At 65.1% G+C, this 18,924-nt stretch carries 22 protein-coding genes; 11 read left to right on the top strand and 11 right to left on the bottom strand.

Annotated elements, in window-relative coordinates; translation table 11 throughout:
* Window positions 1-11 precede the first annotated feature (11 nt).
* On the top strand, window positions 12-1,748 hold the full coding sequence (locus ACQKI2_RS05825) for a DNA polymerase III subunit gamma/tau (RefSeq protein WP_427378758.1): 1,737 nt from the start codon (window positions 12-14) through the stop codon (window positions 1,746-1,748).
* 15 nt (window positions 1,749-1,763) lie between these two features.
* Window positions 1,764-2,087, top strand: coding sequence for a YbaB/EbfC family nucleoid-associated protein (locus ACQKI2_RS05820; protein WP_427378757.1), 324 nt, complete (start codon window positions 1,764-1,766; stop codon window positions 2,085-2,087).
* Between the two features lie 108 nt (window positions 2,088-2,195).
* Here the strand turns inward: ACQKI2_RS05820 and ACQKI2_RS05815 are convergent, their stop codons facing one another.
* Window positions 2,196-2,405, bottom strand: a complete 210-nt coding sequence (locus tag ACQKI2_RS05815; protein WP_427378756.1) for a hypothetical protein — start codon at window positions 2,403-2,405, stop codon at window positions 2,196-2,198.
* A 317-nt stretch (window positions 2,406-2,722) separates the two neighbouring features.
* Between ACQKI2_RS05815 and recR the strand changes: the two genes are divergently transcribed.
* Window positions 2,723-3,328: a recombination mediator RecR gene (gene recR / locus ACQKI2_RS05810; RefSeq protein ID WP_035599131.1), complete on the top strand. Its 606-nt coding sequence runs from the start codon at window positions 2,723-2,725 to the stop codon at window positions 3,326-3,328.
* On the opposite strand, the gene ACQKI2_RS05805 is transcribed toward recR, so the two are convergent.
* Window positions 3,325-3,984, bottom strand: coding sequence for a hypothetical protein (locus ACQKI2_RS05805; RefSeq protein ID WP_427378755.1), 660 nt, complete (start codon window positions 3,982-3,984; stop codon window positions 3,325-3,327). The genes recR and ACQKI2_RS05805 overlap by 4 nt on opposite strands.
* Window positions 3,985-4,531: 547 nt before the next feature.
* On the opposite strand from ACQKI2_RS05805, the gene ACQKI2_RS05800 reads away from it, so the two are divergent.
* The 3 genes from ACQKI2_RS05800 (at window position 4,532) to ACQKI2_RS05790 (ending at window position 7,545) form a co-directional block, all read left to right on the top strand.
* The gene (locus ACQKI2_RS05800) at window positions 4,532-4,873 is read left to right on the top strand and encodes a UrcA family protein (protein ID WP_427378754.1); all 342 of its coding nucleotides are present in this window, start codon (window positions 4,532-4,534) and stop codon (window positions 4,871-4,873) included.
* Window positions 4,874-5,172: 299 nt separating this feature from the next.
* Entirely contained in the window at window positions 5,173-5,799 is a 627-nt protein-coding gene (locus ACQKI2_RS05795) for an energy transducer TonB (protein ID WP_427378753.1), read from the top strand.
* 120 nt (window positions 5,800-5,919) lie between these two features.
* A complete protein-coding gene (locus ACQKI2_RS05790) occupies window positions 5,920-7,545 on the top strand; it encodes a hypothetical protein (RefSeq protein WP_427378752.1) in 1,626 nt (541 codons plus the stop codon).
* Window positions 7,546-7,552: 7 nt separating this feature from the next.
* Here the strand turns inward: ACQKI2_RS05790 and ACQKI2_RS05785 are convergent, their stop codons facing one another.
* Window positions 7,553-7,738 carry a hypothetical protein gene (locus ACQKI2_RS05785; protein WP_035599116.1) on the bottom strand — a complete coding sequence of 62 codons (186 nt, stop codon included), beginning with the start codon at window positions 7,736-7,738 and terminating at the stop codon, window positions 7,553-7,555.
* A 121-nt stretch (window positions 7,739-7,859) separates the two neighbouring features.
* On the opposite strand from ACQKI2_RS05785, the gene ACQKI2_RS05780 reads away from it, so the two are divergent.
* A complete protein-coding gene (locus ACQKI2_RS05780) occupies window positions 7,860-8,237 on the top strand; it encodes an energy transducer TonB (protein WP_427378751.1) in 378 nt (125 codons plus the stop codon).
* A gap of 105 nt (window positions 8,238-8,342) precedes the next feature.
* On the opposite strand, the gene typA is transcribed toward ACQKI2_RS05780, so the two are convergent.
* Window positions 8,343-10,175, bottom strand: coding sequence for a translational GTPase TypA (gene typA / locus ACQKI2_RS05775; RefSeq protein ID WP_427378750.1), 1,833 nt, complete (start codon window positions 10,173-10,175; stop codon window positions 8,343-8,345).
* A gap of 179 nt (window positions 10,176-10,354) precedes the next feature.
* On the opposite strand from typA, the gene pgeF reads away from it, so the two are divergent.
* Both pgeF and ACQKI2_RS05765 read left to right on the top strand, forming a co-directional pair.
* The gene (pgeF, locus tag ACQKI2_RS05770) at window positions 10,355-11,170 is read left to right on the top strand and encodes a peptidoglycan editing factor PgeF (protein WP_427378749.1); all 816 of its coding nucleotides are present in this window, start codon (window positions 10,355-10,357) and stop codon (window positions 11,168-11,170) included.
* 93 nt (window positions 11,171-11,263) lie between these two features.
* A complete protein-coding gene (locus ACQKI2_RS05765; protein ID WP_427378748.1) occupies window positions 11,264-12,202 on the top strand; it encodes a ribose-phosphate pyrophosphokinase in 939 nt (312 codons plus the stop codon).
* A 35-nt stretch (window positions 12,203-12,237) separates the two neighbouring features.
* On the opposite strand, the gene ACQKI2_RS05760 is transcribed toward ACQKI2_RS05765, so the two are convergent.
* Window positions 12,238-12,522 (bottom strand): hypothetical protein, encoded by a 285-nt coding sequence (locus ACQKI2_RS05760; RefSeq protein WP_427378747.1) that lies wholly within the window; start codon window positions 12,520-12,522, stop codon window positions 12,238-12,240.
* Between the two features lie 89 nt (window positions 12,523-12,611).
* Window positions 12,612-13,322 (bottom strand): TerB family tellurite resistance protein, encoded by a 711-nt coding sequence (locus tag ACQKI2_RS05755; protein WP_427378746.1) that lies wholly within the window; start codon window positions 13,320-13,322, stop codon window positions 12,612-12,614.
* Between the two features lie 408 nt (window positions 13,323-13,730).
* On the opposite strand from ACQKI2_RS05755, the gene ACQKI2_RS05750 reads away from it, so the two are divergent.
* Both ACQKI2_RS05750 and ACQKI2_RS05745 read left to right on the top strand, forming a co-directional pair.
* Window positions 13,731-14,294 carry a fasciclin domain-containing protein gene (locus ACQKI2_RS05750; RefSeq protein ID WP_427378745.1) on the top strand — a complete coding sequence of 188 codons (564 nt, stop codon included), beginning with the start codon at window positions 13,731-13,733 and terminating at the stop codon, window positions 14,292-14,294.
* A 157-nt stretch (window positions 14,295-14,451) separates the two neighbouring features.
* Window positions 14,452-14,994: a fasciclin domain-containing protein gene (locus ACQKI2_RS05745; protein WP_427378744.1), complete on the top strand. Its 543-nt coding sequence runs from the start codon at window positions 14,452-14,454 to the stop codon at window positions 14,992-14,994.
* Window positions 14,995-15,065: 71 nt separating this feature from the next.
* Here the strand turns inward: ACQKI2_RS05745 and ACQKI2_RS05740 are convergent, their stop codons facing one another.
* The 5 genes from ACQKI2_RS05740 to ACQKI2_RS05720 all read right to left on the bottom strand — a co-directional run bounded on the left by ACQKI2_RS05740 (window position 15,066) and on the right by ACQKI2_RS05720 (window position 18,913).
* Window positions 15,066-15,548 (bottom strand): YybH family protein, encoded by a 483-nt coding sequence (locus ACQKI2_RS05740; protein WP_427378743.1) that lies wholly within the window; start codon window positions 15,546-15,548, stop codon window positions 15,066-15,068.
* Window positions 15,520-16,482, bottom strand: coding sequence for a hypothetical protein (locus tag ACQKI2_RS05735; protein WP_427378742.1), 963 nt, complete (start codon window positions 16,480-16,482; stop codon window positions 15,520-15,522). Before ACQKI2_RS05735 ends, ACQKI2_RS05740 begins: the two co-directional genes overlap by 29 nt.
* Before the next feature lie 70 nt (window positions 16,483-16,552).
* Window positions 16,553-17,431 (bottom strand): S-methyl-5'-thioadenosine phosphorylase, encoded by an 879-nt coding sequence (mtnP, locus tag ACQKI2_RS05730; protein ID WP_427378741.1) that lies wholly within the window; start codon window positions 17,429-17,431, stop codon window positions 16,553-16,555.
* A 17-nt stretch (window positions 17,432-17,448) separates the two neighbouring features.
* Window positions 17,449-17,964: a GNAT family N-acetyltransferase gene (locus ACQKI2_RS05725; protein WP_427378740.1), complete on the bottom strand. Its 516-nt coding sequence runs from the start codon at window positions 17,962-17,964 to the stop codon at window positions 17,449-17,451.
* Window positions 17,954-18,913, bottom strand: a complete 960-nt coding sequence (locus tag ACQKI2_RS05720) for a cytochrome c1 (protein ID WP_427378739.1) — start codon at window positions 18,911-18,913, stop codon at window positions 17,954-17,956. The genes ACQKI2_RS05725 and ACQKI2_RS05720 overlap by 11 nt, the downstream gene beginning before the upstream one ends.
* Window positions 18,914-18,924 lie beyond the last annotated feature (11 nt).

Here is an 18,924-nt window from a genome sequence, read left to right as displayed (position 1 = left end):
CCGGCCGATCCATGAGCGCTGACGATTCCTCCACAGGCGATGACGCCACGGGCGCCCTTTTCGGGGGCGGGGACGCGCCTGCGCGCGGCAAGGCGTATGAGGTGCTGGCGCGGAAGTATCGCCCCCGCCGCTTTGAGGATCTGATCGGCCAGGAAGCGATGGTGCGCACGCTCTCGAATGCCTTCGAGACGGGGCGGATTGCGCATGGCTTCATGCTGACGGGCGTGCGCGGGGTGGGTAAGACGACCACCGCGCGCCTCCTCGCCCGCGCCCTCAATTATGAGCCCAAGGCAGAGGCCAAAGGCAAGAAGGGCAAGGCTTCGGGCCCCTCGATCCATCTGGACCCGCCCGGCGAGCATTGCGACGCGATCATGGCGAGCCGGCACCCCGATGTGCTGGAGCTGGACGCAGCCTCGCGCACCGGCGTGGCGGATATGCGCGACCTTTTGGATTCGGCCCGGTATGGCCCGGTTTCGGCGCGCTACAAGGTCTATATCATCGACGAAGTTCACATGCTGTCGAATGCGAGCTTCAACGCGCTGCTGAAGACGCTGGAAGAACCCCCGCCGCACCTGAAATTCATCTTTGCGACGACCGAGATCCGCAAGGTGCCGGTGACGGTGCTGTCGCGCTGCCAGCGGTTTGATTTGAAGCGCCTCGATGCCGGGGAACTGGCCACCCATCTGGGCAATGTGGCCCGCAATGAGGGGGCGAATGTTTCCGAAGAGGCGCTGGCGCTGATTGCCCGGGCCGCCGAAGGCTCTGTGCGCGACGGGCTGTCGCTGCTGGATCAGGGCATTGTTCAGACCACGGATGGCGAGGAAGTTTCCGGCGCGGCCGTGCGGGCGATGCTGGGCCTGGGTGACCGGGCGCGCCTCTTGGACGCGGTGGAGAAGGCCGTTTCGGGCGACGCCAAGGGGGCCCTTGCCGAAGTGCGCGAGCAGGTGGCGGGCGGGGCAGACCCGGCGGTGATCCTGAAGGATATCCTGGATATTGCCGCCGATATTTCCGTGGCCCAGGCAACGGGCGACGACTGGACACCGGCCGGCCCGGCAGACTGGGCAAACCGCACAAAGGCGCTGGCCCAGCGCCTGACCCCGGCGCAGGCAGCGCGCAACTGGCAGCTTTTGCTGTCTGGTTATGGCGACCTGCAGGTGGCGCCGGACCCGGCCACGGCGCTGAACATGGTGGTGCTGCGGCTGGCGGCGGCCTCCACCCTGCCCTCGCCGGAAGAGGCCGCGCGGATGATTGCCGAGGGGGCCCGGCCGCCGGGAAAGGATAGCCCGCCCCTTAAGGCCCCGCCGCAGGTGCCCGGCGGGATACACAGCTTTGCCGACATGATCGCGATGATGGACGCGACCCGCGAGGTGGCGCTGCAGGTGGACACCGAACGTTTCGTGCGGCCTTCACGGTTTGAGCCCGGACGCCTTGCCTGCGCGCTGGCGCCGGGGGCGCCGGCGGGCCTGCTGGGGCGGCTGAAGATATTCCTGGAAAGCTATAGCGATCTCGACTGGACGGTGGAGGAGGCCGAGACGGACGCCGAATCCATGCGCGAGCGGGAGCGGCGGGAAAAGACCGAGCGGATCGAGGCGGCGATGCAGCATCCGCTGGTGGCGGCGACCCTTTCGGCGATCCCCGGCGCGGTGATCCTGGATGTGGGCCAGATGCCGCCGCCGCTTGAAATCGAGCCATCGCAGGGCGATGTGGCCAGTAACATTATTCCTCTCAAAACCCGCCGGCCGGCCTGACGGAGACAAGATCCCATGAAAGACCTCGCCCAGATCATGCAGCAAGCCCAGGCCATGCAGGCCAAGATGGCCGAAGTGCAGCAGAAGATCGAAAACACCGAAGCCGACGGCGTGGCAGGGGCCGGCCTTGTGCGCGTGAAGCTGCGCGGCAAGGGAGAGCTTGTGTCGGTGACCATCGACCGGAGCCTGATGGGGGACGATCCGGAGATCGTGGAAGACCTGATCAAGGCAGCCCATTCGGACGCCCGCAAGCGGCTGGACCAGGCGATGGAAGAAGCGATGAAATCGGCCACCGCCGGCTTTGGCGGCCTGCTGCCGGGGTTCAAGCTGCCGTTTTAGCGCGGTCTGACTCTAACTGCCATCTATCCTATCAAATCAAGGAGGCGGAGAGAGAGGCGCAAACCGGCCGGTCCTCTTTGCGCCCCCCTATTACTGCAGCTAATGGAGTTAAGAGCTGTATTGAATATATTTTTGCCAGAAGAAGTGCGCAGATTGGATAACGTCTTCACTGGCTTTTTTTGCGATGAGATAATCGCGGAGTGCTGCCCAGCTTTGCGGCTGCGGAAAATCCTTATCTCTTTCCACTGACCAAACGAAGCGCTCGTGTTTCTCTCTCCAAGCGCTACGAGTTTTTACATATTCTCCGAAAGTTTGCATGCCCTTCTCCTTTTTGTTGAAGGCACGAGATAATTGAAGCATTGCCCCAGCTCATGGAACGCACCGGAAAATTCCCAACTCAAAAGGCGTCATGATCCAAATGAGAGGCCGAGGCAGTAAGTCCCGTGCCAAATGTTCGTCACGCTCGATGGCCGGCAGGCCATCTGAGCGCCCAGCTCCTTTGCTCTCCGCTGGAAGCAACGGCGCTGGCAGGAGATGGGCCCTCAGATGCGCTTTGCGCATCGAGGGTGACGAAGGACAGAGGCTACGCATCTTCCGGGATGACACGGAGCGCGAAGTGCGCAAGGAAAACGGCCATGTCACAGCGTTCTGCCGGTCCTGAGCTTCTTCGATTGATTGATCTGATTGCCAAGCTGCCGGGCCTGGGGCCGAGGTCTGCGCGGCGCGTGGCGCTGCATCTCCTGAAGCGCAATGACACGCTGCTGAAGCCGCTGGCCGAGGCGATGGCGGAAGCGGGCGCGAAGATCCAGAAATGCCATGTCTGCGGCAATTATGACACCGTGCAGCCCTGCGCCGTATGCCAGATGCCGGGGCGCGATGACGGCGTGATCTGCGTGGTGGAGGATGTGCCCGACCTCTGGGCGCTGGAGCGCGGGGGCGCGTTCCGGGGCCGCTATCATGTTCTGGGCGGGGCGCTCTCAGCCATAGACGGGATCGGGCCGGAAGACCTTGGCATTGCCAGCCTTGTGGCGCGGATCGAGGCGGGGGGCATCCGCGAGGTGATCCTGGCACTGAACGCAACAGTGGATGGTCAGACCACGGCGCATTATGTGGCCGATCTGCTGGCCGGGAAAGGCGTGGATGTGACGCGGCTCGCGCACGGGGTTCCCGTGGGCGGTGAGCTGGATCATCTGGATGACGGAACGCTGGCGGCGGCGCTGCGCGCGCGGCGCGGGCTTTAGCCGGTATCCCGCCGCATCTGCAGCAGGGCGCCCTCAACCAGGCCCTGCACCTGCCCCAAGAGGCGGAAATTCACGGCATTGTCACTGGCGGCGCGGGCCGCCTCAAAGCCCCGGCGCGACAGGATTGCTTCAGGGCCGGGCGCCAGAAGGCGGCGCATCCGCAGAATGTTCGCCTCCGGATCAAGAAAGACGGTTTCCAGCGCCCGGAGGCGGCGAACCAGCCGCGCGGTGGGCAGCAGCGTGTCTTCGGTGAGGGGCGGCGCGGCCGCGCCGGGATGGGGCGTAGACGGAGGAGATGCCTTGCGGCCGGCAGGCGCGCGGGCGGCAGGCTCAGCCAGGCGGAAAAGCGGCGCCCGGGCGCGGCGCGGGGCAGCGGCGGGAGCCTCGCCACCGGGCGCGGGCCGCGCATTTGGCGCGGCGGGCGGGGAGATGAGCGCGCCGCGCGCCGCGGCGATCAGGAACAGGGCGCGGCGCACCATGGCTTCGATGAAGGTGAGCTCTGCGGCGATGGCCTCATGCGCGGGCCGGGGCAGAAAGACCGTGAAGCCGAACCGCCCAAGACCGAGCCGCGGGACAAGCGCAACCGCCAGCATCTCTGCCGCGATCTGGGCAAAGCGAATGAGGCTGGTGGCCCAAGGAGCGAAGTCTGCACGCATGGGCATACTCTAAAGCCGGGCCCGGCGTGTCGGATAAGGCGGGGCGGCGGATGGGGAAAACTGTTTCCCTTCAGGGCGCTGGCGGGGGAACGGCCTGCGGATTGAGGCGCGCTTATCCCCCATTCTGGCTGCGTCAGAACGCGGACATTTCCGGACAAATCCGGACAGGCCCGGTCAAACCATGGACAAATCCGGACACTTCCGGACATTTTCGGACACGCCGGGGACAGGCGCGGCGCCCGCCACCGTCGCGGCGGCAAATTCAACACCTGTTCAAAGATTGAGCAGCTTTGCCCGCCCGGGGGGCAGTGAGGCGTGAACAACAGCGATTTTGTTCAGAACCGGGCCAATTGTCATTGCTTTGTCGCACCTGCGAGCTAATTGTTGCAATGCAGCATGAGCTGGGCCGCTCCGGTCAAGGCCATGGCGCGAGGCACCCCGTCCACCGGGACCCCGCCCCATACCGGAGCAGGATAAGCCCCCGGACGCGCTGCGGGAGGAGTTTTCCTGCCGGCCAAGCCGGCGCTAACTCTGAAGGACTGATCCAATGCTGAAAGCTACCTCGATGATCCTGGCTGGTGCCATGGCTCTCACCCCCGTTGCCGCTGCAGAGTCGCTGAAGGAAGTGACCCTGAAGATGGACTATGATCCGGCCCTCCTGACCACCGAAGCCGGTGTCGAGACGCTGGTTTCCCAGCTTGAAAGCAAAGCCCGCAAGCTGTGCTCGCAGCGCGTGCCGGCGCTCGGCTCGATCTATGTCGACGCTGATTGCTCCACCTCGCTGGTGAAAGCTGCCGTGCAGCAGATCCATGCTGACCAGGCCAGCAGCGTTGAACTGGCACCTGGCTTCCAGCGCCTGGCCGCTGTGGACTACGCGCTCGCCAACTGAGCCCCCCGATTTTCCGGAACAACGCCAGACCAATGTTTCCTCCCGGTCCGCGGCGTTGGAGGGGCCATCTGAGGCCAAGGATGGCCCCTCACTCCGGCTTTGCCGTTCACTGTGCCTGAACGTTGGCCCCCCGGCTTTCACGCCGGGATTGCGCCTGTCTCCACTTTGCCCTTGACGCTACGCAACTCTTCCCTAGCGTAAATCTGGCAGCAAGGGGCTGCCTCATCCGTGACCGGGCCATCAGAGCCCTGCCGGACACCGCCCGCAGAGCCGGGCCGCAAAACTGGAGGAGAGACGACATGATTTCCATGAATACCGGGCCCTACCGCCTGACGCTGGCCACGCTGATGGCCGCGCCGCTGGTCTATGGCCTGTTCCTGGCGGCCAATGCGCTGATCACGGTGCGCGAGGTGAACCTGGTGGCGGGCCCGCAGCGGGTGCTGGAAAAGGTGACGCCGCAGATCAGCGAGCCGGGCAAACCCCGCACGACGCCCAAGCCCCTGCCCCTGGAAGCGGCGCCGAAACCCCCGCCGCCGCCGCGCCCGGCGGTGGCCAGCGAGGGCGTTGGCCCGGTTGGGCCAGTCTGGAGCGGGGATACGCCGGAGATCTTTGATATCGGCAAGATCAGCTTCGGCGTGATCTCTGCCAGCCCGATTGACGGGCGGGATCTGGTGGCGGTGCGCCCGCCGATGCCGACCATCCCGCCGGCAGCGGTTTCGCGCGGGATTTCCGGAAGCTGTAACGTCTCTTTCGATGTGGACACGGCCGGGCGGCCGCAGAATGTTTCGGCGCAGTGTACGGATAATGTATTCCGGGCGGAGGCAGAACGGGCCGTGCGGCGGGCGGAATTCCTCCCCGCCATCCGCAACGGCCAGCCCGTGATCCAGAAGAATGCGGTCTACCCGATCGAATTCATCGTGGAGTAGCGGGCCGCCGGGGCAGGCCTGCCCTGCCCCGGTTCTGCGGCTTTTCTCCCGCTGCCCCCGGTGTTGACCCCTTGGGCAACGCCGCCAATACTGGCCGGGGTCGATAAGCGGGGCCAATGGATGAGGTTTGGATCGAGACTGGCGGGCCTTCTGGCGGTGCTGGGAACGCTGGCGCTGATGCCGGTGGCCGCCGCGCAGGCCGGCAGCGCGGATGTGGGCGCGCTGGAGGCAGGATGCGACGCGGCAGTGGCCGAAGCGTGCCTGGCGCTGGCCGAACGCAAGATCATGGCGGCAGATGGCGCGCAGGATTTGCCGGGCGCGCGGCAACTGTTCGACAAGGCGTGCTATACGCTGCAGGCGGGCGAAGGATGCCTCAATCTGGGCTTTGCCTGGCGGGCGGGCCTGGGCGCGGCGCCGGACGAGACGCAGGCGCTGATCCACATTCGCAAGGCGTGCGATCTTGGCAATGCGGCCGGCTGCGCCGAACTGGCGAAGGCATATTATCATGGCGAGGGCGTTGGCCCGGCGAGCCCGGCAGCGGCGTTTGAGCTTTATGGCCGGGCCTGCACGCTGGGCGCGGGCGATGCGTGCCTGCGGCAGGGGCATATGTATGCTGCCGGCGAAGCCACGCCGGCTGATCCGGGCCGGGCGCTGGCGCTTTACCGGGAAGCCTGCACGCAGCAGAGCGGGGCGGGATGTTATTTCGCCGGGGCGCAGCTTTATATCGGCCAGGGCGAGGCGGCAGATATTCCGGGGGCGGTCCATCTGTTCCGGGAGGGCTGTGAGCTGGGCGATGGGGAGGCGTGTCTGCGCCTGGGCGGGGAGCTGGAGTTTCCCGACTTTGGCGAGGCCGACAATGACGGCGCGCTGGCTGCCTATGCGCGCGCCTGTGAGGCCGGGCAGCCGGAAGGATGCGAGAAGGCGGGGATCGAGATGGCGCCTGCCCCCGTGGAAGCGGCCGGCGCGCCGATGGCACCGGGAGAGGCCGGCAAGGACGCCGCCGTGATCGTGACGGCCTATGCGCCGCCCACGGAGGATGAGGCGCCCGCAGAGCGCGGGCCGAGCTTTGCGGCTGAAGCGCTGCCCGACCTTGATTTCGGGGCAGCGATGGCGGAGCCGGAGTTTCTGCCCGAGGATGAGGCAGCGGAGGCCGCAGCGGAGATGGCGGAGCCGGCGGCCGAAGACAGTCCGCCCTCGGAGGAAGATCTGGCGCTGGCCGAAGAGCGCCGGGGCATGGCGGACGCCTGTGGGCGGGGCGACCTGGAAGCGTGCGAGATATTTGCCGCCTGGCTGCGCGATGGCACGGGCGGGGAGGCAGACCCGGTGCGCGCGCGGCGGATATTCTCCGTGATCTGCACTGAAGGCTCGGTCAAGGGATGTTATGAGCTGGCCTGGATGATGTTTGATGCGGGGCAAGCGCCGGAGGCGAGCCCGCTGGAGCTTTCGCGCGCGCGGTTCCTGTTTTCGGAGACGTGCAAGGCCGGGGTGATCGAAGCCTGCCTGCAGGCGGGCGATCTGCGCCGGGAGGGCGTTGGCGGCACTGTGGATGTGGCCAGCGCCGGGCGGCTCTATGCGATTGCCTGCGAGGCAGGGCTGGAGCCCGCCTGCCCGCTGGCGGCGGAGGGAACGCCGCCAGCGGAGGAGACCGCCGCGCCGGAGGAAGCGGACGAAGCGGCGGCGGCCTCAACGGACGATCTGCCTGCGGACGATCCCGCGCTGGCAGAGGACGAGACCATTTCTGACTGATCGCGGCTTATTCGCTGGTGGGGGTGTGATCTTTCTGGCGGGTTTTGCCGACGCCCATGACCATGCCGAGGCCGATCAGCGTGACCGCGCCGACGAGGATCCAGGTGAGCGCGATGCCCAGGAGGAACGCGCCATAGGCAAGGCCGCCGACGAACAGCAGGAAGCCGATCAGATAAATGGCAAAGGATGACATGACGAACTCCTTGTGATGAGGAGTTAAACGGACGACAGACCGCAAGGTTCCGCTGCGGGGAAGACGGACGGGGTTGACGGCGCGCCTTGCCGGGATAGAGTTTCCCCCGGGGGTGGCAGACATGAACCGTTTGACGTTACTGGTCGCCGGAGGCCTAGTGATGGCGGGCTGCGCCACGCGGGAGGACCCTGCCCCTGAGCTGGCGGCCGTCTGCCCTGTGCCGGCTATGCCTCTGGTTTTTCCGCATCCATCCTATCCCGAGCACGAAGCCGAAAATGGCTATGAGGATCGCTGCACGGTGCGCTTTGATGTCGGCGCGGCAGGCGCGCCGGAAAATGTGACAGCGCGCTGCACCTACAAGGCGTTCGCCGACTCTGCCGAAGCGGCGATGCAGGACGCACGGTTTGATCCGGCGCTTTCAAAAGCCCTGCCCCAAGGGGCCCAGTGCGCCAGCTTCAACTTCGAATACAGCCTGGAGCCTCTGCCGGAGGCCTCCTGATGGGCAGAAGGACGGCATGAAAAAAGCCCTCCCCGGCGGGGAGGGCTTTTTTGGGAGAGAGGGTTCCGGATAAGCGCTTTGCGCTTTCCGGGATGACACCGGGGCTTAAGCGTCGGCGCTCTGTTTGGAGCGGCGCTTGCGTTCGTTGGGGTCGAGGTAGATTTTCCGCAGGCGGATGTTTTTCGGGGTAACCTCGACGAGTTCATCATCCGCGATGTAAGCCAGCGATTTTTCCAGCGTCATCATCAGCGGCGGAGTGAGGCGGACGGCTTCGTCCGAGCCCGAGGCGCGCATGTTGGTGAGCTTCTTGCCCTTCAGGACGTTCACTTCCAGATCATTGTCGCGGTTGTGTTCGCCGACGATCATGCCGCCATACACCTTGTCGCCCGGATGGATCATCATCGGGCCACGGTCTTCCAGGTTCCAGAGGGCGAAGGCGACGGCTTCGCCCTGCTCCATGGCGATCAGCACGCCGGTATGGCGGCCCTGGATCTTGCCCTTGTGGGGGGCGTATTCCTGGAAGATGCGGTTCATGATGGCGGTGCCGCGCGTATCCGACAGAAGCTCGCCCTGATAGCCGATCAGGCCGCGCGTCGGCGCATGGAAGACCAGGCGCGTGCGGCCAACGCCCGAGGGGCGCATGTCGAGCATTTCGGCTTTGCGCTCGTTCATCTTCTGGACGACGATGCCGGAATGTTCGTCATCCACATCGATGATGACTTCCTCGATGGGCTCGAGCTTCTCGCCGCCGGGGCCTTCCTGCATGACGACCTGCGGACGGGCGACGCCCAGCTCAAAGCCTTCGCGGCGCATGGTTTCGATCAGGACGGAGAGCTGCAGTTCGCCCCGGCCGGAGACGGTGAAGGCTTCGGCATCGGTGGCGCGCTCAACCTTCAGGGCGACGTTGCCTTCGGCTTCTTTCTGGAGGCGGTCCCAGATCATCCGGCTCGTGACTTTCGTGCCTTCCGTGCCGGCGAGCGGCGAATCGTTGACGCGGAACGTCATCGAGATGGTCGGCGGGTCAATCGGCTGGGCGGCGAGCGGCTCGGTGACCGAGGGGTCGCAGAAGGTGTCGGCCACGTTGGCCTTGGTCATGCCGGCGAGGGACACGATGTCGCCCGCAGAGGCTTCTTCGACCGGCACACGCTCAAGGCCACGGAAGGCGAGGACTTTGGAGACGCGGCCCTGCTCGACGAGCTGGCCATCGCGCGAGAGCACCTTGATCGACTGGTTCGGCTTGACCGTGCCCGAGGCGATGCGCCCGGTCAGGATACGGCCGAGGAAAGGGTCTGCCGAAATCGTGGTGGCAAGGAAGCGGAACGGGCCTTCGGAAACTTTCGGGACCGGCACATGATCGACGACGAGCTGGAAGAGCTCGTCCATGTTGGAGCGGGTCTCTTCATACTGTTTCGACATCCAGCCCATCTTGCCCGAGCCGTAAAGCACCGGGAAATCGAGCTGGTCGTCGGTGGCGTCGAGATTGGCGAAGAGGTCGAACACTTCGTTGAGCACTTCGTCCACGCGGCGCTCGGCCTTGTCGATCTTGTTGATGGCCACGATGGGGCGCAGGCCGAGTTTCAGGGCCTTGGACACCACGAATTTGGTCTGCGGCATGGGGCCTTCGGCCGAATCGACGAGCACGATCACGCCGTCCACCATATCGAGGATACGCTCCACTTCCCCGCCGAAGTCGGCGTGGCCGGGGGTATCGACGATGTTGACGCGGTAGCCGTTCCATTCGACCGAGGTGGTTTTGGCGAGGATGGTGATGCCCCGCTCTTTTTCCAGATCGTTGGAGTCCATCATCCGCTCGGCCGTCTTTTCGTTGGCGCGGAAGGTTCCGGACTGTTTCAGGAGTTCGTCAACGAGCGTGGTCTTGCCATGGTCAACGTGGGCGATGATGGCAATGTTGCGCATCTTTTCGAGCGGCGTGGTCATAAGAATAGGCTTTCCGGCGGGCGGCGTTTGGGAGGAAAACGGGCGCTGTCTGGTGGGTTTGGGCGCCCCCTAGCAGACATGCGGCGTTTTGCATATGGCAGAGCGGCAGGTTTTGACGCAGCCCCTGCAGCAGGGAGCGGCTCTTGACGGGGCCGCCGGGGACCGGCAGCACGGGAGGCATGAGCCCGCCGCTGACCCCTGCTCCCCTGCTCTCCGGTATTTCCGGGCTAAGTCATGGTTTCTTCGGGCGGCGCGGCGGGGTTTCCGGCGGGATTTATGACAGCCTGCATGGGGGCGGCCGGGAGAGTAACGCGGCCGGCAATATCTACAGCAGCCTCAATGCCGGCGAAGGATCGGGCGATGATCCGCGCAATATTGCCGAGAACCGGGCGCGGATTGGCGCGGCGATCGGGGCGAGATGGCTGCTCTCCTGTTATCAGGTGCATTCGCCGGATGTGGTGCGGGTAACCGCGCCCTGGGACGAGCGGCCGAAAGCCGACGCGATGGTGACGGACCGTCCGGGGCTGGGCCTCTGCATTCTGTCGGCAGACTGCACCCCAGTCCTTTTTGCAGACCCAGATGCGGGCATTATCGGCGCGGCCCATGCCGGGTGGAAGGGCGCGATTGCCGGCGTGCTGGCGCGCACGCTGGACGAGATGGAAGCGCTCGGGGCGAAGCGCGCGCGCATCCGCGCCGCCATCGGGCCGACCATCCAGCAGGCGAGCTATGAGGTGGGCCCGGAATTCCGCGATCAGTTTCTGAGCCAGGACAGCGCCAGCGAAGACCTGTTCATTCCGGGCAAGGGCGACCGGTTTCACTTTGACCTGCCGGGCTTCTGCCAGCGCCAGCTGACCTCTGCCGGGGCGGGCGAGGTGTTCAATCTTGGCCATGATACCTGCGCGATGGAGGAGATGTATTTCTCCAACCGGAGGCGAAATCTGCGCGGAGAGCCCGACTATGGACGCAATGCGTCGGCGATTGTGTTGCTTCCATAGACCGCAGAGATTCCAGAATCCTGTGGCTTGCGACTCGGGCCGCCCTGTTACAAAAGCGTCGCGAACCCCGCCCGGTCACGAGAGAGCCCTCCCATGAAGCTGATTTCCTGCAACGCCAACCGGCCCCTCTCCGAAGCCATCGCCGATTATCTGGACATGCGGCTAACCCGGTCTGAGGTCAAAACCTTCGCCGACCAGGAAATCTTCGTCCGGATTGATGAGAATGTGCGCGGCGAGGATGTGTTCGTCATCCAGTCCACCTCCTACCCGGCAAACGACAATCTGATGCAGCTGCTCATCACGATGGACGCGCTGCGCCGCGCCTCGGCCCGCCGCATCACCGCCGTGATCCCCTATTTCGGCTATGCCCGCCAGGACCGCAAAACCGATGGCCGCACGCCGATTTCAGCCAAGCTGGTGGCCAACCTGATCTCTACCGCAGGCGCTGACCGCGTGCTGACGGTGGATCTGCATGCCGGGCAGATCCAGGGCTTCTTTGACATTCCGACCGACAACCTGTTTGGCGGCCCGGTGATGGTGGACGACATCAAGGAACGCTACGGCAAGGAAAAGATCATTGTCGTCTCGCCCGACGTGGGCGGCGTGGTGCGGGCGCGCTCTCTGGCCAAGCGCCTGGACGATGCAGACCTCGCCATCGTCGATAAGCGCCGGCCGGAAGCGGGCAAATCCGAGGTGATGAACATCATCGGCGATGTGAAGGGTTGCCGCTGCATCATGCTGGACGATATGTGCGATAGCGGGGGCACGCTGGCCAACGCCGCCGCCGCGCTGAAAGAGCATGGGGCAAGCTCGGTCTCCGCCTATGTGACGCATGGCGTGCTCTCAGGCTCGGCCGTCAGCCGGATCGAGAATTCGGTGCTGGACGAGCTGGTGATGACCGACACGATCCAGCCGTCTGAAGAAGCGCTGAAATCAAAGAACATCCGCGTTCTGCCGATCTCGCCACTGCTGGGCGAAGCGATCCGCCGGATTGCGAATGAGGAAAGCGTGTCGAAACTGTTCGACCGCTGAGGGAACGGCCCCTCCCTACTCCGGAATTTTGAAGCTTACTCGACCGTCCAGCCGCGCGGGGTGCGGCGGGCTTCCAGGGTGATGGCGCCTTCCGGCATGGCGGACGCCTGCGAGGGGCCGGCGCGGCGCGCAGCGGTGAGACGCATGGCGATGGCTGCTGCGGCCAGCGTGATGCCGGCAATCGCCGTGACCAGGGCCACGAGACCCGCCACCAGCACCAGCATCAGCCCGGCCAGCACCTGAACAGCGAGGGCAACGCCCATCCGCAAGGCGGCGAGCAGGCTGGCGACGGGATCAGAGGGGGCGCGTGTATGTACCATGTGTGTCACTTTCGCATCGCAAGATGGCGCGATGATGGCGGAGCGTCAACGCTGGTGAGGCAATCTGCGCGCCAACAAGGGCAGCCGGGTCAATCCTGACGCACCAGCAGGCCGCGTTCAGCCCGGATCTTGGCATACGCCGCCGTGATCGCCGCAGCCTTGGCGTGGACGCTGTTTTCAAACTCGCGCGGGGCGCCCTTCTGGATGATCAGATCAGGGTGATGATCTGCCATCAGGCGGCGATAGGCAGAGCGGATGACGGGGAATTCCGCGTCATGGGGCACGCCGAGGACATGATAGGGATCGTCCCGGTCTGGCCCCAGATGGCTGGCGCGGATGCGGCGGAAGGTGGCCTCATCGAAGCCGAAAGCGTCCGACACGGTGCGCAGATAGGTCAGCTCCGGCTGGGTGATCACGCCGTCTGCGCCCGCGATCTGGAACAGGCCGTCGAGCACGCCTTCCAGGAGGCAGGGCCGGTCACTGTACCGCCGGCCAATGCGCCGGGCATAGGATTCGTAGCCCTTCACCGTCTGCCGGGCGAGATTGAATACCCGGCGGACATTCTCTGCCTCTTCCGGCGGGGCGCGGAAGACGCGGGCGAACACCATGATTTCCTGATCGGTGACATGGCCGTCCGCCATCGCCATCTTGGCGCCGAGGCCGACGACAGCCGCCGTGAAGCCGACATCGTTGGCATCGGGCGCGCAGCGTTCTCCATTCGGTTCCGCCTGGGGGGCCGGGTCCGGTCCGTGGTCAAACAGGCGTCTGCCGCTCTCGAGAAGTGTCGTCCATAAACTCATGATCAACCCAGAGTATAGCAGGGGTTCCTCTGTCTTGGACAGAGACGGTTTCTGACAAGCACGTGAAGTAAACTCACCCATACCCCCGTATACGGGCGTCAGCGGAGATGGTTGCGCCCGGGAAGATCATTAAAGTTCGGTCATCAAGGGAGCTATTTATATATCGCGCCGTATACGAAACCAGCTGGAGAAAACTTCAGCGCGGTTTTTCCCACTGTGCTGCTGCGGGCAGGCTGATCCTGCCCCTCCCCTCGTCAGACACCCTGGACTTCGCCTGGTTGGAGTATCCCGCGACGAAAATTAACTATTTCGAAAGAATCCGCGCTTGCTCCGGGAACGAATCTTTCTGCGCGCCGTTTGATCTTCATCGAACAGAAAATCCAGGCCGAGCTTGCCGGAGGATTGAAGATGAAGACGTTTGCCTTTGCTGCCCTCGCAGCCCTGATGATGAGCCCGGCGGCCTTTGCCGATGCCGACAAGGCCGCGCCTGCGAGCGCCAGCCTGCCGCTGGGCGCCGCCCGCGCCGTGGCCGCAGCGCCAGCGGCAACCGGCGAACGCGCGCTGGAAAAAGCCTCCAGAACCGGACGCTTCAACACGCTGATGGCGGCCATTGATGCGGCCGGCGTGGGCGATGATCTGGGGCAGATGGGCGCCTATACCTTCTTTGCGCCGACCGATGCGGCGTTCGAGAAACTGCCGCCCGGCGCGATGGAGCGCCTGATGCGCCCGGAAAACCGGGATCAGCTGATCAGCCTGCTGCGCATGCATGTGGTAGCGGGCGAAGCATTGACGGCAGAGCGGATGCGCGGCGCGCAGATGACGGCCGAGACGCTGAACGGCCCGGTGGCCATTGACGGAACTGATCCGTCTACGGGCGTCTGGGTGAATGCCGTGACGGTGAGCGGACCCGACATCCGCGGGCCGGACGGCGTCTTTGTGGGCATCGACACGCTGCTGTTGCCGACCGGCTGAAGAATGAAGGCCCCGCGCATAGGTCAGCGCGGGGATTAAAGCTTGGTCATCTGGAGGAACCTCGCTGGACCTCATCCGTCTTTATTTCAGCGAGTGAGGCCTTCAGGCCAGTTTTCAGGCCAGTTTTTCAGGCAAAACCCCGGAAAGGCGCGATCTCATGAAAAGCATCCTTCCCTTTGGCGCGGCCCTACTGCTTTGGGCATCGCCCGTGATGGCAGCGCCGCAGGCTGCAGGCGGCGAACCCGCCCAGCAAAGCGCCGCGCAGGATAATCAGCCTACGAATGATTTGATCGAGGTGGCCAGCCATACCGGCGCCTTCAACACGCTTGTGGAAGCGGCGGTGGCAGCGGGAATCGAGGAGGATCTGCGCGCAGACGGACCGTATACGGTTTTTGCGCCGACCGATGCGGCGTTTGCCAAATTGCCGGCCGGCACGGTGGACCGGCTGATGCAGCCGGAAAACCGGGGCGAGCTGATCAGCCTGATCCGGATGCATGTGATCGCCGGGGCGCGGCTGACGACGGCCGATCTGGCCGGGCAGCAACTGACCGCAGAGACCCTCAACGGGCCGCTGGCGATTGACGCTTCGGACGAGATCACCGGTGTGCGTGTCAATGATGCGTCGGTGACGCTGACCGATATTGAAGCTTCGAATGGCGTGATCCACGCCATCGATACCGTTCTCCTGCCGGCCAACTAGGCCGAAGGGAGAGTACCCCCCGTGTGTGGGCCCCGTCTGGACCTCAAATCCAGGCGGGGCTTGGCGGGGGATTATTCAGCGGCGGTTGTGGTGTCTGAAACGATGCGCCACTCACCGCCTGTCTTGCGCAGGATGAGGGTGTAGAGGCCCCAGGGCTGCTCGCCCTGCCAGTCGAGCTGCCATTTGCCATGGGCGATGGCGGCATCGGCCGAGAGGATTTCGATTTCATGATCGCTGGTGGTCAGCGTGCCCATCTCCGCGCCGGTGCCATAGCGTGCCTTGTAGCGGGCGAGTGTCTCGTCCCAGCCGCGCGTGATGTTGCCGCCCGAGGCAAAGCGCAGATCCGGCGAGCGCAGATAGCCGGCCATGAAGCCCTCGATATCGCCCTGGTTCCAGGCGGTGTCCTGCGCTTCGAGCAGGCTGAGGATGGCGGCTTCATCAGCGGCGCGCGCGGCCGGGCTGACCCCCGAGGTGGCGCAGGCGGCCAGCGCCAGGAAAGCGGCGCCGCCCAGCGCGGCAGCAAGCCTAGTTGGTACGCTGAGGATCATGGTCATGCCCGGGAATGTCCTGTTCATCTGAGGACGGCTCATCTTCATAGGTGTAGCCAGTGTCCTGCGGGGCGGCCTGCTGATAGGTAACCTCTTCGGCGGCAACCTGTTCTTCGGGCCCCGGATCGAAGGCGGCGGCGGGGGCAAGCCCTGCGGCTTCATCTTCCACCAGCGCTTCTTCTTCCTTCTTGCGGCCAAAGCCGAAGAGGCCGCCCTTGCTTTCGGGCTTTTCCTTCTCTGCCTTCTGCGCCCGGCGGCGGCCGAGAGGCCCGCGTTCATCGGCGTGGCGGTCATACTGCATGGAATAGTATTCCCAGGCCGTATGCGTCAGCGGGCGGGGCGTTAGTTCCAGACCGTAAAGGCGCAGGCGCTCGACCACCTCATCGCGCAGATGCATGCCGGGGAAGGCATCGGCGCGGAAATTCTTGGCTTTCATCCAGTCGCGCACCGACCAGCTGCGCACCCGGCCGATTTCGGCAGGCAGCGCGCCCTTGTGGACTTCCCAGATATAGAGCGCGGCGATGCCGTTGATGGCCGCGTCCATTGCGTCGTCCAGCTCGGTTTCCGGCGCCCTGCCCTGGGCGAGGGTGGCGCGCAGGCCAAGCTTGCGGGCCTCCATCTCCTGATAGGTGGAGCCGAGAACGGCAATGCCGTTGCGGTTGGTGTTGATCAGGGAGCGGTTGACCCCATCCAGCTGCGGGCTGCGGATCGGCAGCAGCACATCCGGGCCGACGCCGGGATGGTGGGCAACCTGTGACAGCTCGCTGATCATCCGGTGAAGGTTGATGCGCAGCTCATGCGCGACGCCGGCGAGCGCCGAGGCGCGGCCCGCGCTCGCCTCTTCCCGCATTCGCCAGAGGTTCCAGGCGACAAGGACCAGCAGGGCGATGGCCAAGGCGAGGCCACCGGTCAGGAAGGTATAAAATTGTGCTTCGCTCATTCTGAGTCCCCCTGCGACCAGCCCGGAACGGGACAGCGCGCGCCGGGCTGACGCCAAGCGTTACCAACTTCTAAACGCCGAGCGCGCGCCCTGCAATCGCCTGCAGCTTATCAATCATGACAGGATCGCGTAGCTGCGGCGCCGTGATGAGGGCAGAATCCAGAGAGGATTCAATGCCCTGCGGCGATGGTGTACGCGGCGTACCGCTCAGACGGGCGGCAAGCAGGAGGATGGCGCGGCGGGCGAGCGCGGTGTTCTGCGCCATGATTTCGAGCACATGGGTGACGCTGACGGCCTCGGTATCGGCACGCCAGCAGTCATAATCGGTGACCATGGCGAGGGTGGCGTAGGGCAGCTCTGCCTCCCGCGCGAGCTTGGCCTCGGGCATGGCCGTCATGCCGATCACATCGCAGCCCCATTGCCGGTAGAGATGGCTTTCGGCGCGGGAGGAGAATTGCGGGCCTTCCATGGCCAGATAGGTGCCGCCGCGATGGACGGTGCCGCCGGCCGCTTCCATGGCGCCGGCCGCCAGGCCCGACAGGCGGGCGCAGACCGGCTCTGCCATCGAGACATGCGCGACAAGTCCTGCGCCGAAGAAACTGGAGGCGCGCGAGACCGTGCGGTCGATGAACTGATCCACAGCAACCGTATGGCCGGGAGCATAAGGCGCCTGCAGGGAGCCGCAGGCGGAAATCGAGAGGATGTCGGTGACCCCGGCCATCTTCAGCGCGGCGATATTGGCGCGGTAGGGCACCTCGCCGGGGGAAAGCCGGTGGCCCCGGCCATGGCGCGGCAGGAAGACAAGCTCCACCCCGCTGATCCGGCCGGAGACCAGGCTGTCGGACGGGGCACCCCAGGGCGTCTCGACCTCTGTTTCGCGCCGGTCTTCCAGCCCATCGAGCGCATAGAGGCCGGAGCCGCCGATGATCCCGAGTTTCCAGCCGCTCATGGCGCGCTCCCCTGCCCTCAGAACCACTTGCGCATGCCGATGGGCGGGGGCGAGCGGGGGTTGGGCGTTGTCAGTTCAACATCTCCGGCAAGGACGTAGCCAAGACCGGCATAGAAGTCGATCAGGCGGGGCTGGTCGGTGCGGATGGCAAGCTGGGCGCCGGCCAGCGCCTGTTCCCGGCCCATATCTTCCAGCGCCTCCAGGATGCGCGCGCCAAAGCCGCGCCCGGTAAATTCCGGCAGGACGCCGATGCGCTTGATTTCCATCCAGCGGCCCTGGCCACCGGGGCCGGGCACGCCGCCCCAGCGGCCAGACCCGATGGGCGCCGCCCCCGCCTCAAGGATCACGGCGCCGCCTTTGGCGATCTGCGCGGCGACGGTTTCGGGTGTTTCCTGGAAAACGGTGGATTCAGCCGAAACACGGCCTGTCCAGATGCAGCGCGTCAGCCCCTCAACGAGAAAGCCATCCGAAGGGGTGGCCCTGCGGATGGCTATCGGTGAGTTCATGCTGGAGAGGGTGAGGCTAGTGCTCAACCTTCCGCCAGATCTGCTTGTAGGAGAACCACAGCAGCGTGGTGAGGATCAGCAGGAAGGCCATGGTGCCAAGGCCAGTGCGCTTGCGGGCTTCCAGCTTGGGCTCAGCCGCCCAGGCCAGGAACTGGGCCACATCATGGGCCATCTGCTCGACCGTGGCTTCGGTGCCGTCGGTATATTCGACGCGGCCGGGGGTGAGCTGCGGGGCCATGGCGAGGAAGCCGCCCGGCGGGGCGTGGCGCGGATCGCCCTCATAGTTCGGCTTGGTGTCGCCGGCCATGTAGGGGTTGTAGTACTGGCCAGCCGGCTGGACGAGATAGGCGGTATGCTCAGGGCGGTAGTGGCCGAGTTTCTCGAACTTCGAAACGTCGAGCACTTTCTGATACAGTGTCTCGCCATTCTCCTGGACTTCACGGTCCTCGAAGAGGGCCGGGTCCGGATAGCCGGTCATCAGGCTGTAGACATAGTCAGCGCCATAATGGCGGGCCTTGACCATCACCGACAGATCCGGCGGCAGGGCGCCGCCATTGGCCGCGCGGGCAGCCGCATCGTTCGGGAAGGGCGCGCGGAAACGGTCTGCCGGCATGGCCGGGCGGAACTCGTATTCGCCCGCCTCGTTGGGCTCGGCATTCATGACTTCGTTCTCAGCCGCCAGCGCCTTCACGAACGGATTGTCGTTCGGGTTGGGATAGGCCGGATCATAGAACGGGCCGCCGGGCTCACCGAGGTTGCGGTAGCTCAGCAGTTTCATGCCGTGGCAGCTGGAGCAGACCTGCTTGTAGACCTGATAGCCGCGCTGGACGGAGGCCTTGTCATACTGACCGGTGACGCCTTCGAAGGGCCAGCCTTCTTCAGGACCGTGCGGGTGCTTGGCGCCGCCAGCGGCGTGGGCGAGGCCCGCAAAGGCCAGGCCGGCAAGACCAGCAGCGAGGATGCGGAAGGTTTTCATGTTCTTTCTTT

Origin of the sequence: Hyphomonas sp. NPDC076881 (genome assembly GCF_050269995.1) — a bacterium.
Lineage (GTDB): Bacteria > Pseudomonadota > Alphaproteobacteria > Caulobacterales > Hyphomonadaceae > Hyphomonas.
The sequence above is the reverse complement of the archived record's forward strand: the minus strand, read 5'-3'. Positions and strand labels throughout refer to the sequence as shown.

Bases quoted from the DNA above. Each gene is read 5' to 3' on its own strand.
- ACQKI2_RS05825 (WP_427378758.1), top strand. From the start codon at position 12: ATGAGCGCTGACGATTCCTCCACAGGCGATGACGCCACGGGCGCCCTT.
- ACQKI2_RS05820 (WP_427378757.1), top strand. From the start codon at position 1,764: ATGAAAGACCTCGCCCAGATCATGCAGCAAGCCCAGGCCATGCAGGCC.
- ACQKI2_RS05815 (WP_427378756.1), bottom strand. From the start codon at position 2,405: ATGCAAACTTTCGGAGAATATGTAAAAACTCGTAGCGCTTGGAGAGAG.
- recR (WP_035599131.1), top strand. From the start codon at position 2,723: ATGTCACAGCGTTCTGCCGGTCCTGAGCTTCTTCGATTGATTGATCTG.
- ACQKI2_RS05805 (WP_427378755.1), bottom strand. From the start codon at position 3,984: ATGCGTGCAGACTTCGCTCCTTGGGCCACCAGCCTCATTCGCTTTGCC.
- ACQKI2_RS05800 (WP_427378754.1), top strand. From the start codon at position 4,532: ATGCTGAAAGCTACCTCGATGATCCTGGCTGGTGCCATGGCTCTCACC.
- ACQKI2_RS05795 (WP_427378753.1), top strand. From the start codon at position 5,173: ATGATTTCCATGAATACCGGGCCCTACCGCCTGACGCTGGCCACGCTG.
- ACQKI2_RS05790 (WP_427378752.1), top strand. From the start codon at position 5,920: ATGAGGTTTGGATCGAGACTGGCGGGCCTTCTGGCGGTGCTGGGAACG.
- ACQKI2_RS05785 (WP_035599116.1), bottom strand. From the start codon at position 7,738: ATGTCATCCTTTGCCATTTATCTGATCGGCTTCCTGCTGTTCGTCGGC.
- ACQKI2_RS05780 (WP_427378751.1), top strand. From the start codon at position 7,860: ATGAACCGTTTGACGTTACTGGTCGCCGGAGGCCTAGTGATGGCGGGC.
- typA (WP_427378750.1), bottom strand. From the start codon at position 10,175: ATGACCACGCCGCTCGAAAAGATGCGCAACATTGCCATCATCGCCCAC.
- pgeF (WP_427378749.1), top strand. From the start codon at position 10,355: ATGAGCCCGCCGCTGACCCCTGCTCCCCTGCTCTCCGGTATTTCCGGG.
- ACQKI2_RS05765 (WP_427378748.1), top strand. From the start codon at position 11,264: ATGAAGCTGATTTCCTGCAACGCCAACCGGCCCCTCTCCGAAGCCATC.
- ACQKI2_RS05760 (WP_427378747.1), bottom strand. From the start codon at position 12,522: ATGGTACATACACGCGCCCCCTCTGATCCCGTCGCCAGCCTGCTCGCC.
- ACQKI2_RS05755 (WP_427378746.1), bottom strand. From the start codon at position 13,322: ATGAGTTTATGGACGACACTTCTCGAGAGCGGCAGACGCCTGTTTGAC.
- ACQKI2_RS05750 (WP_427378745.1), top strand. From the start codon at position 13,731: ATGAAGACGTTTGCCTTTGCTGCCCTCGCAGCCCTGATGATGAGCCCG.
- ACQKI2_RS05745 (WP_427378744.1), top strand. From the start codon at position 14,452: ATGAAAAGCATCCTTCCCTTTGGCGCGGCCCTACTGCTTTGGGCATCG.
- ACQKI2_RS05740 (WP_427378743.1), bottom strand. From the start codon at position 15,548: ATGACCATGATCCTCAGCGTACCAACTAGGCTTGCTGCCGCGCTGGGC.
- ACQKI2_RS05735 (WP_427378742.1), bottom strand. From the start codon at position 16,482: ATGAGCGAAGCACAATTTTATACCTTCCTGACCGGTGGCCTCGCCTTG.
- mtnP (WP_427378741.1), bottom strand. From the start codon at position 17,431: ATGAGCGGCTGGAAACTCGGGATCATCGGCGGCTCCGGCCTCTATGCG.
- ACQKI2_RS05720 (WP_427378739.1), bottom strand. From the start codon at position 18,913: ATGAAAACCTTCCGCATCCTCGCTGCTGGTCTTGCCGGCCTGGCCTTT.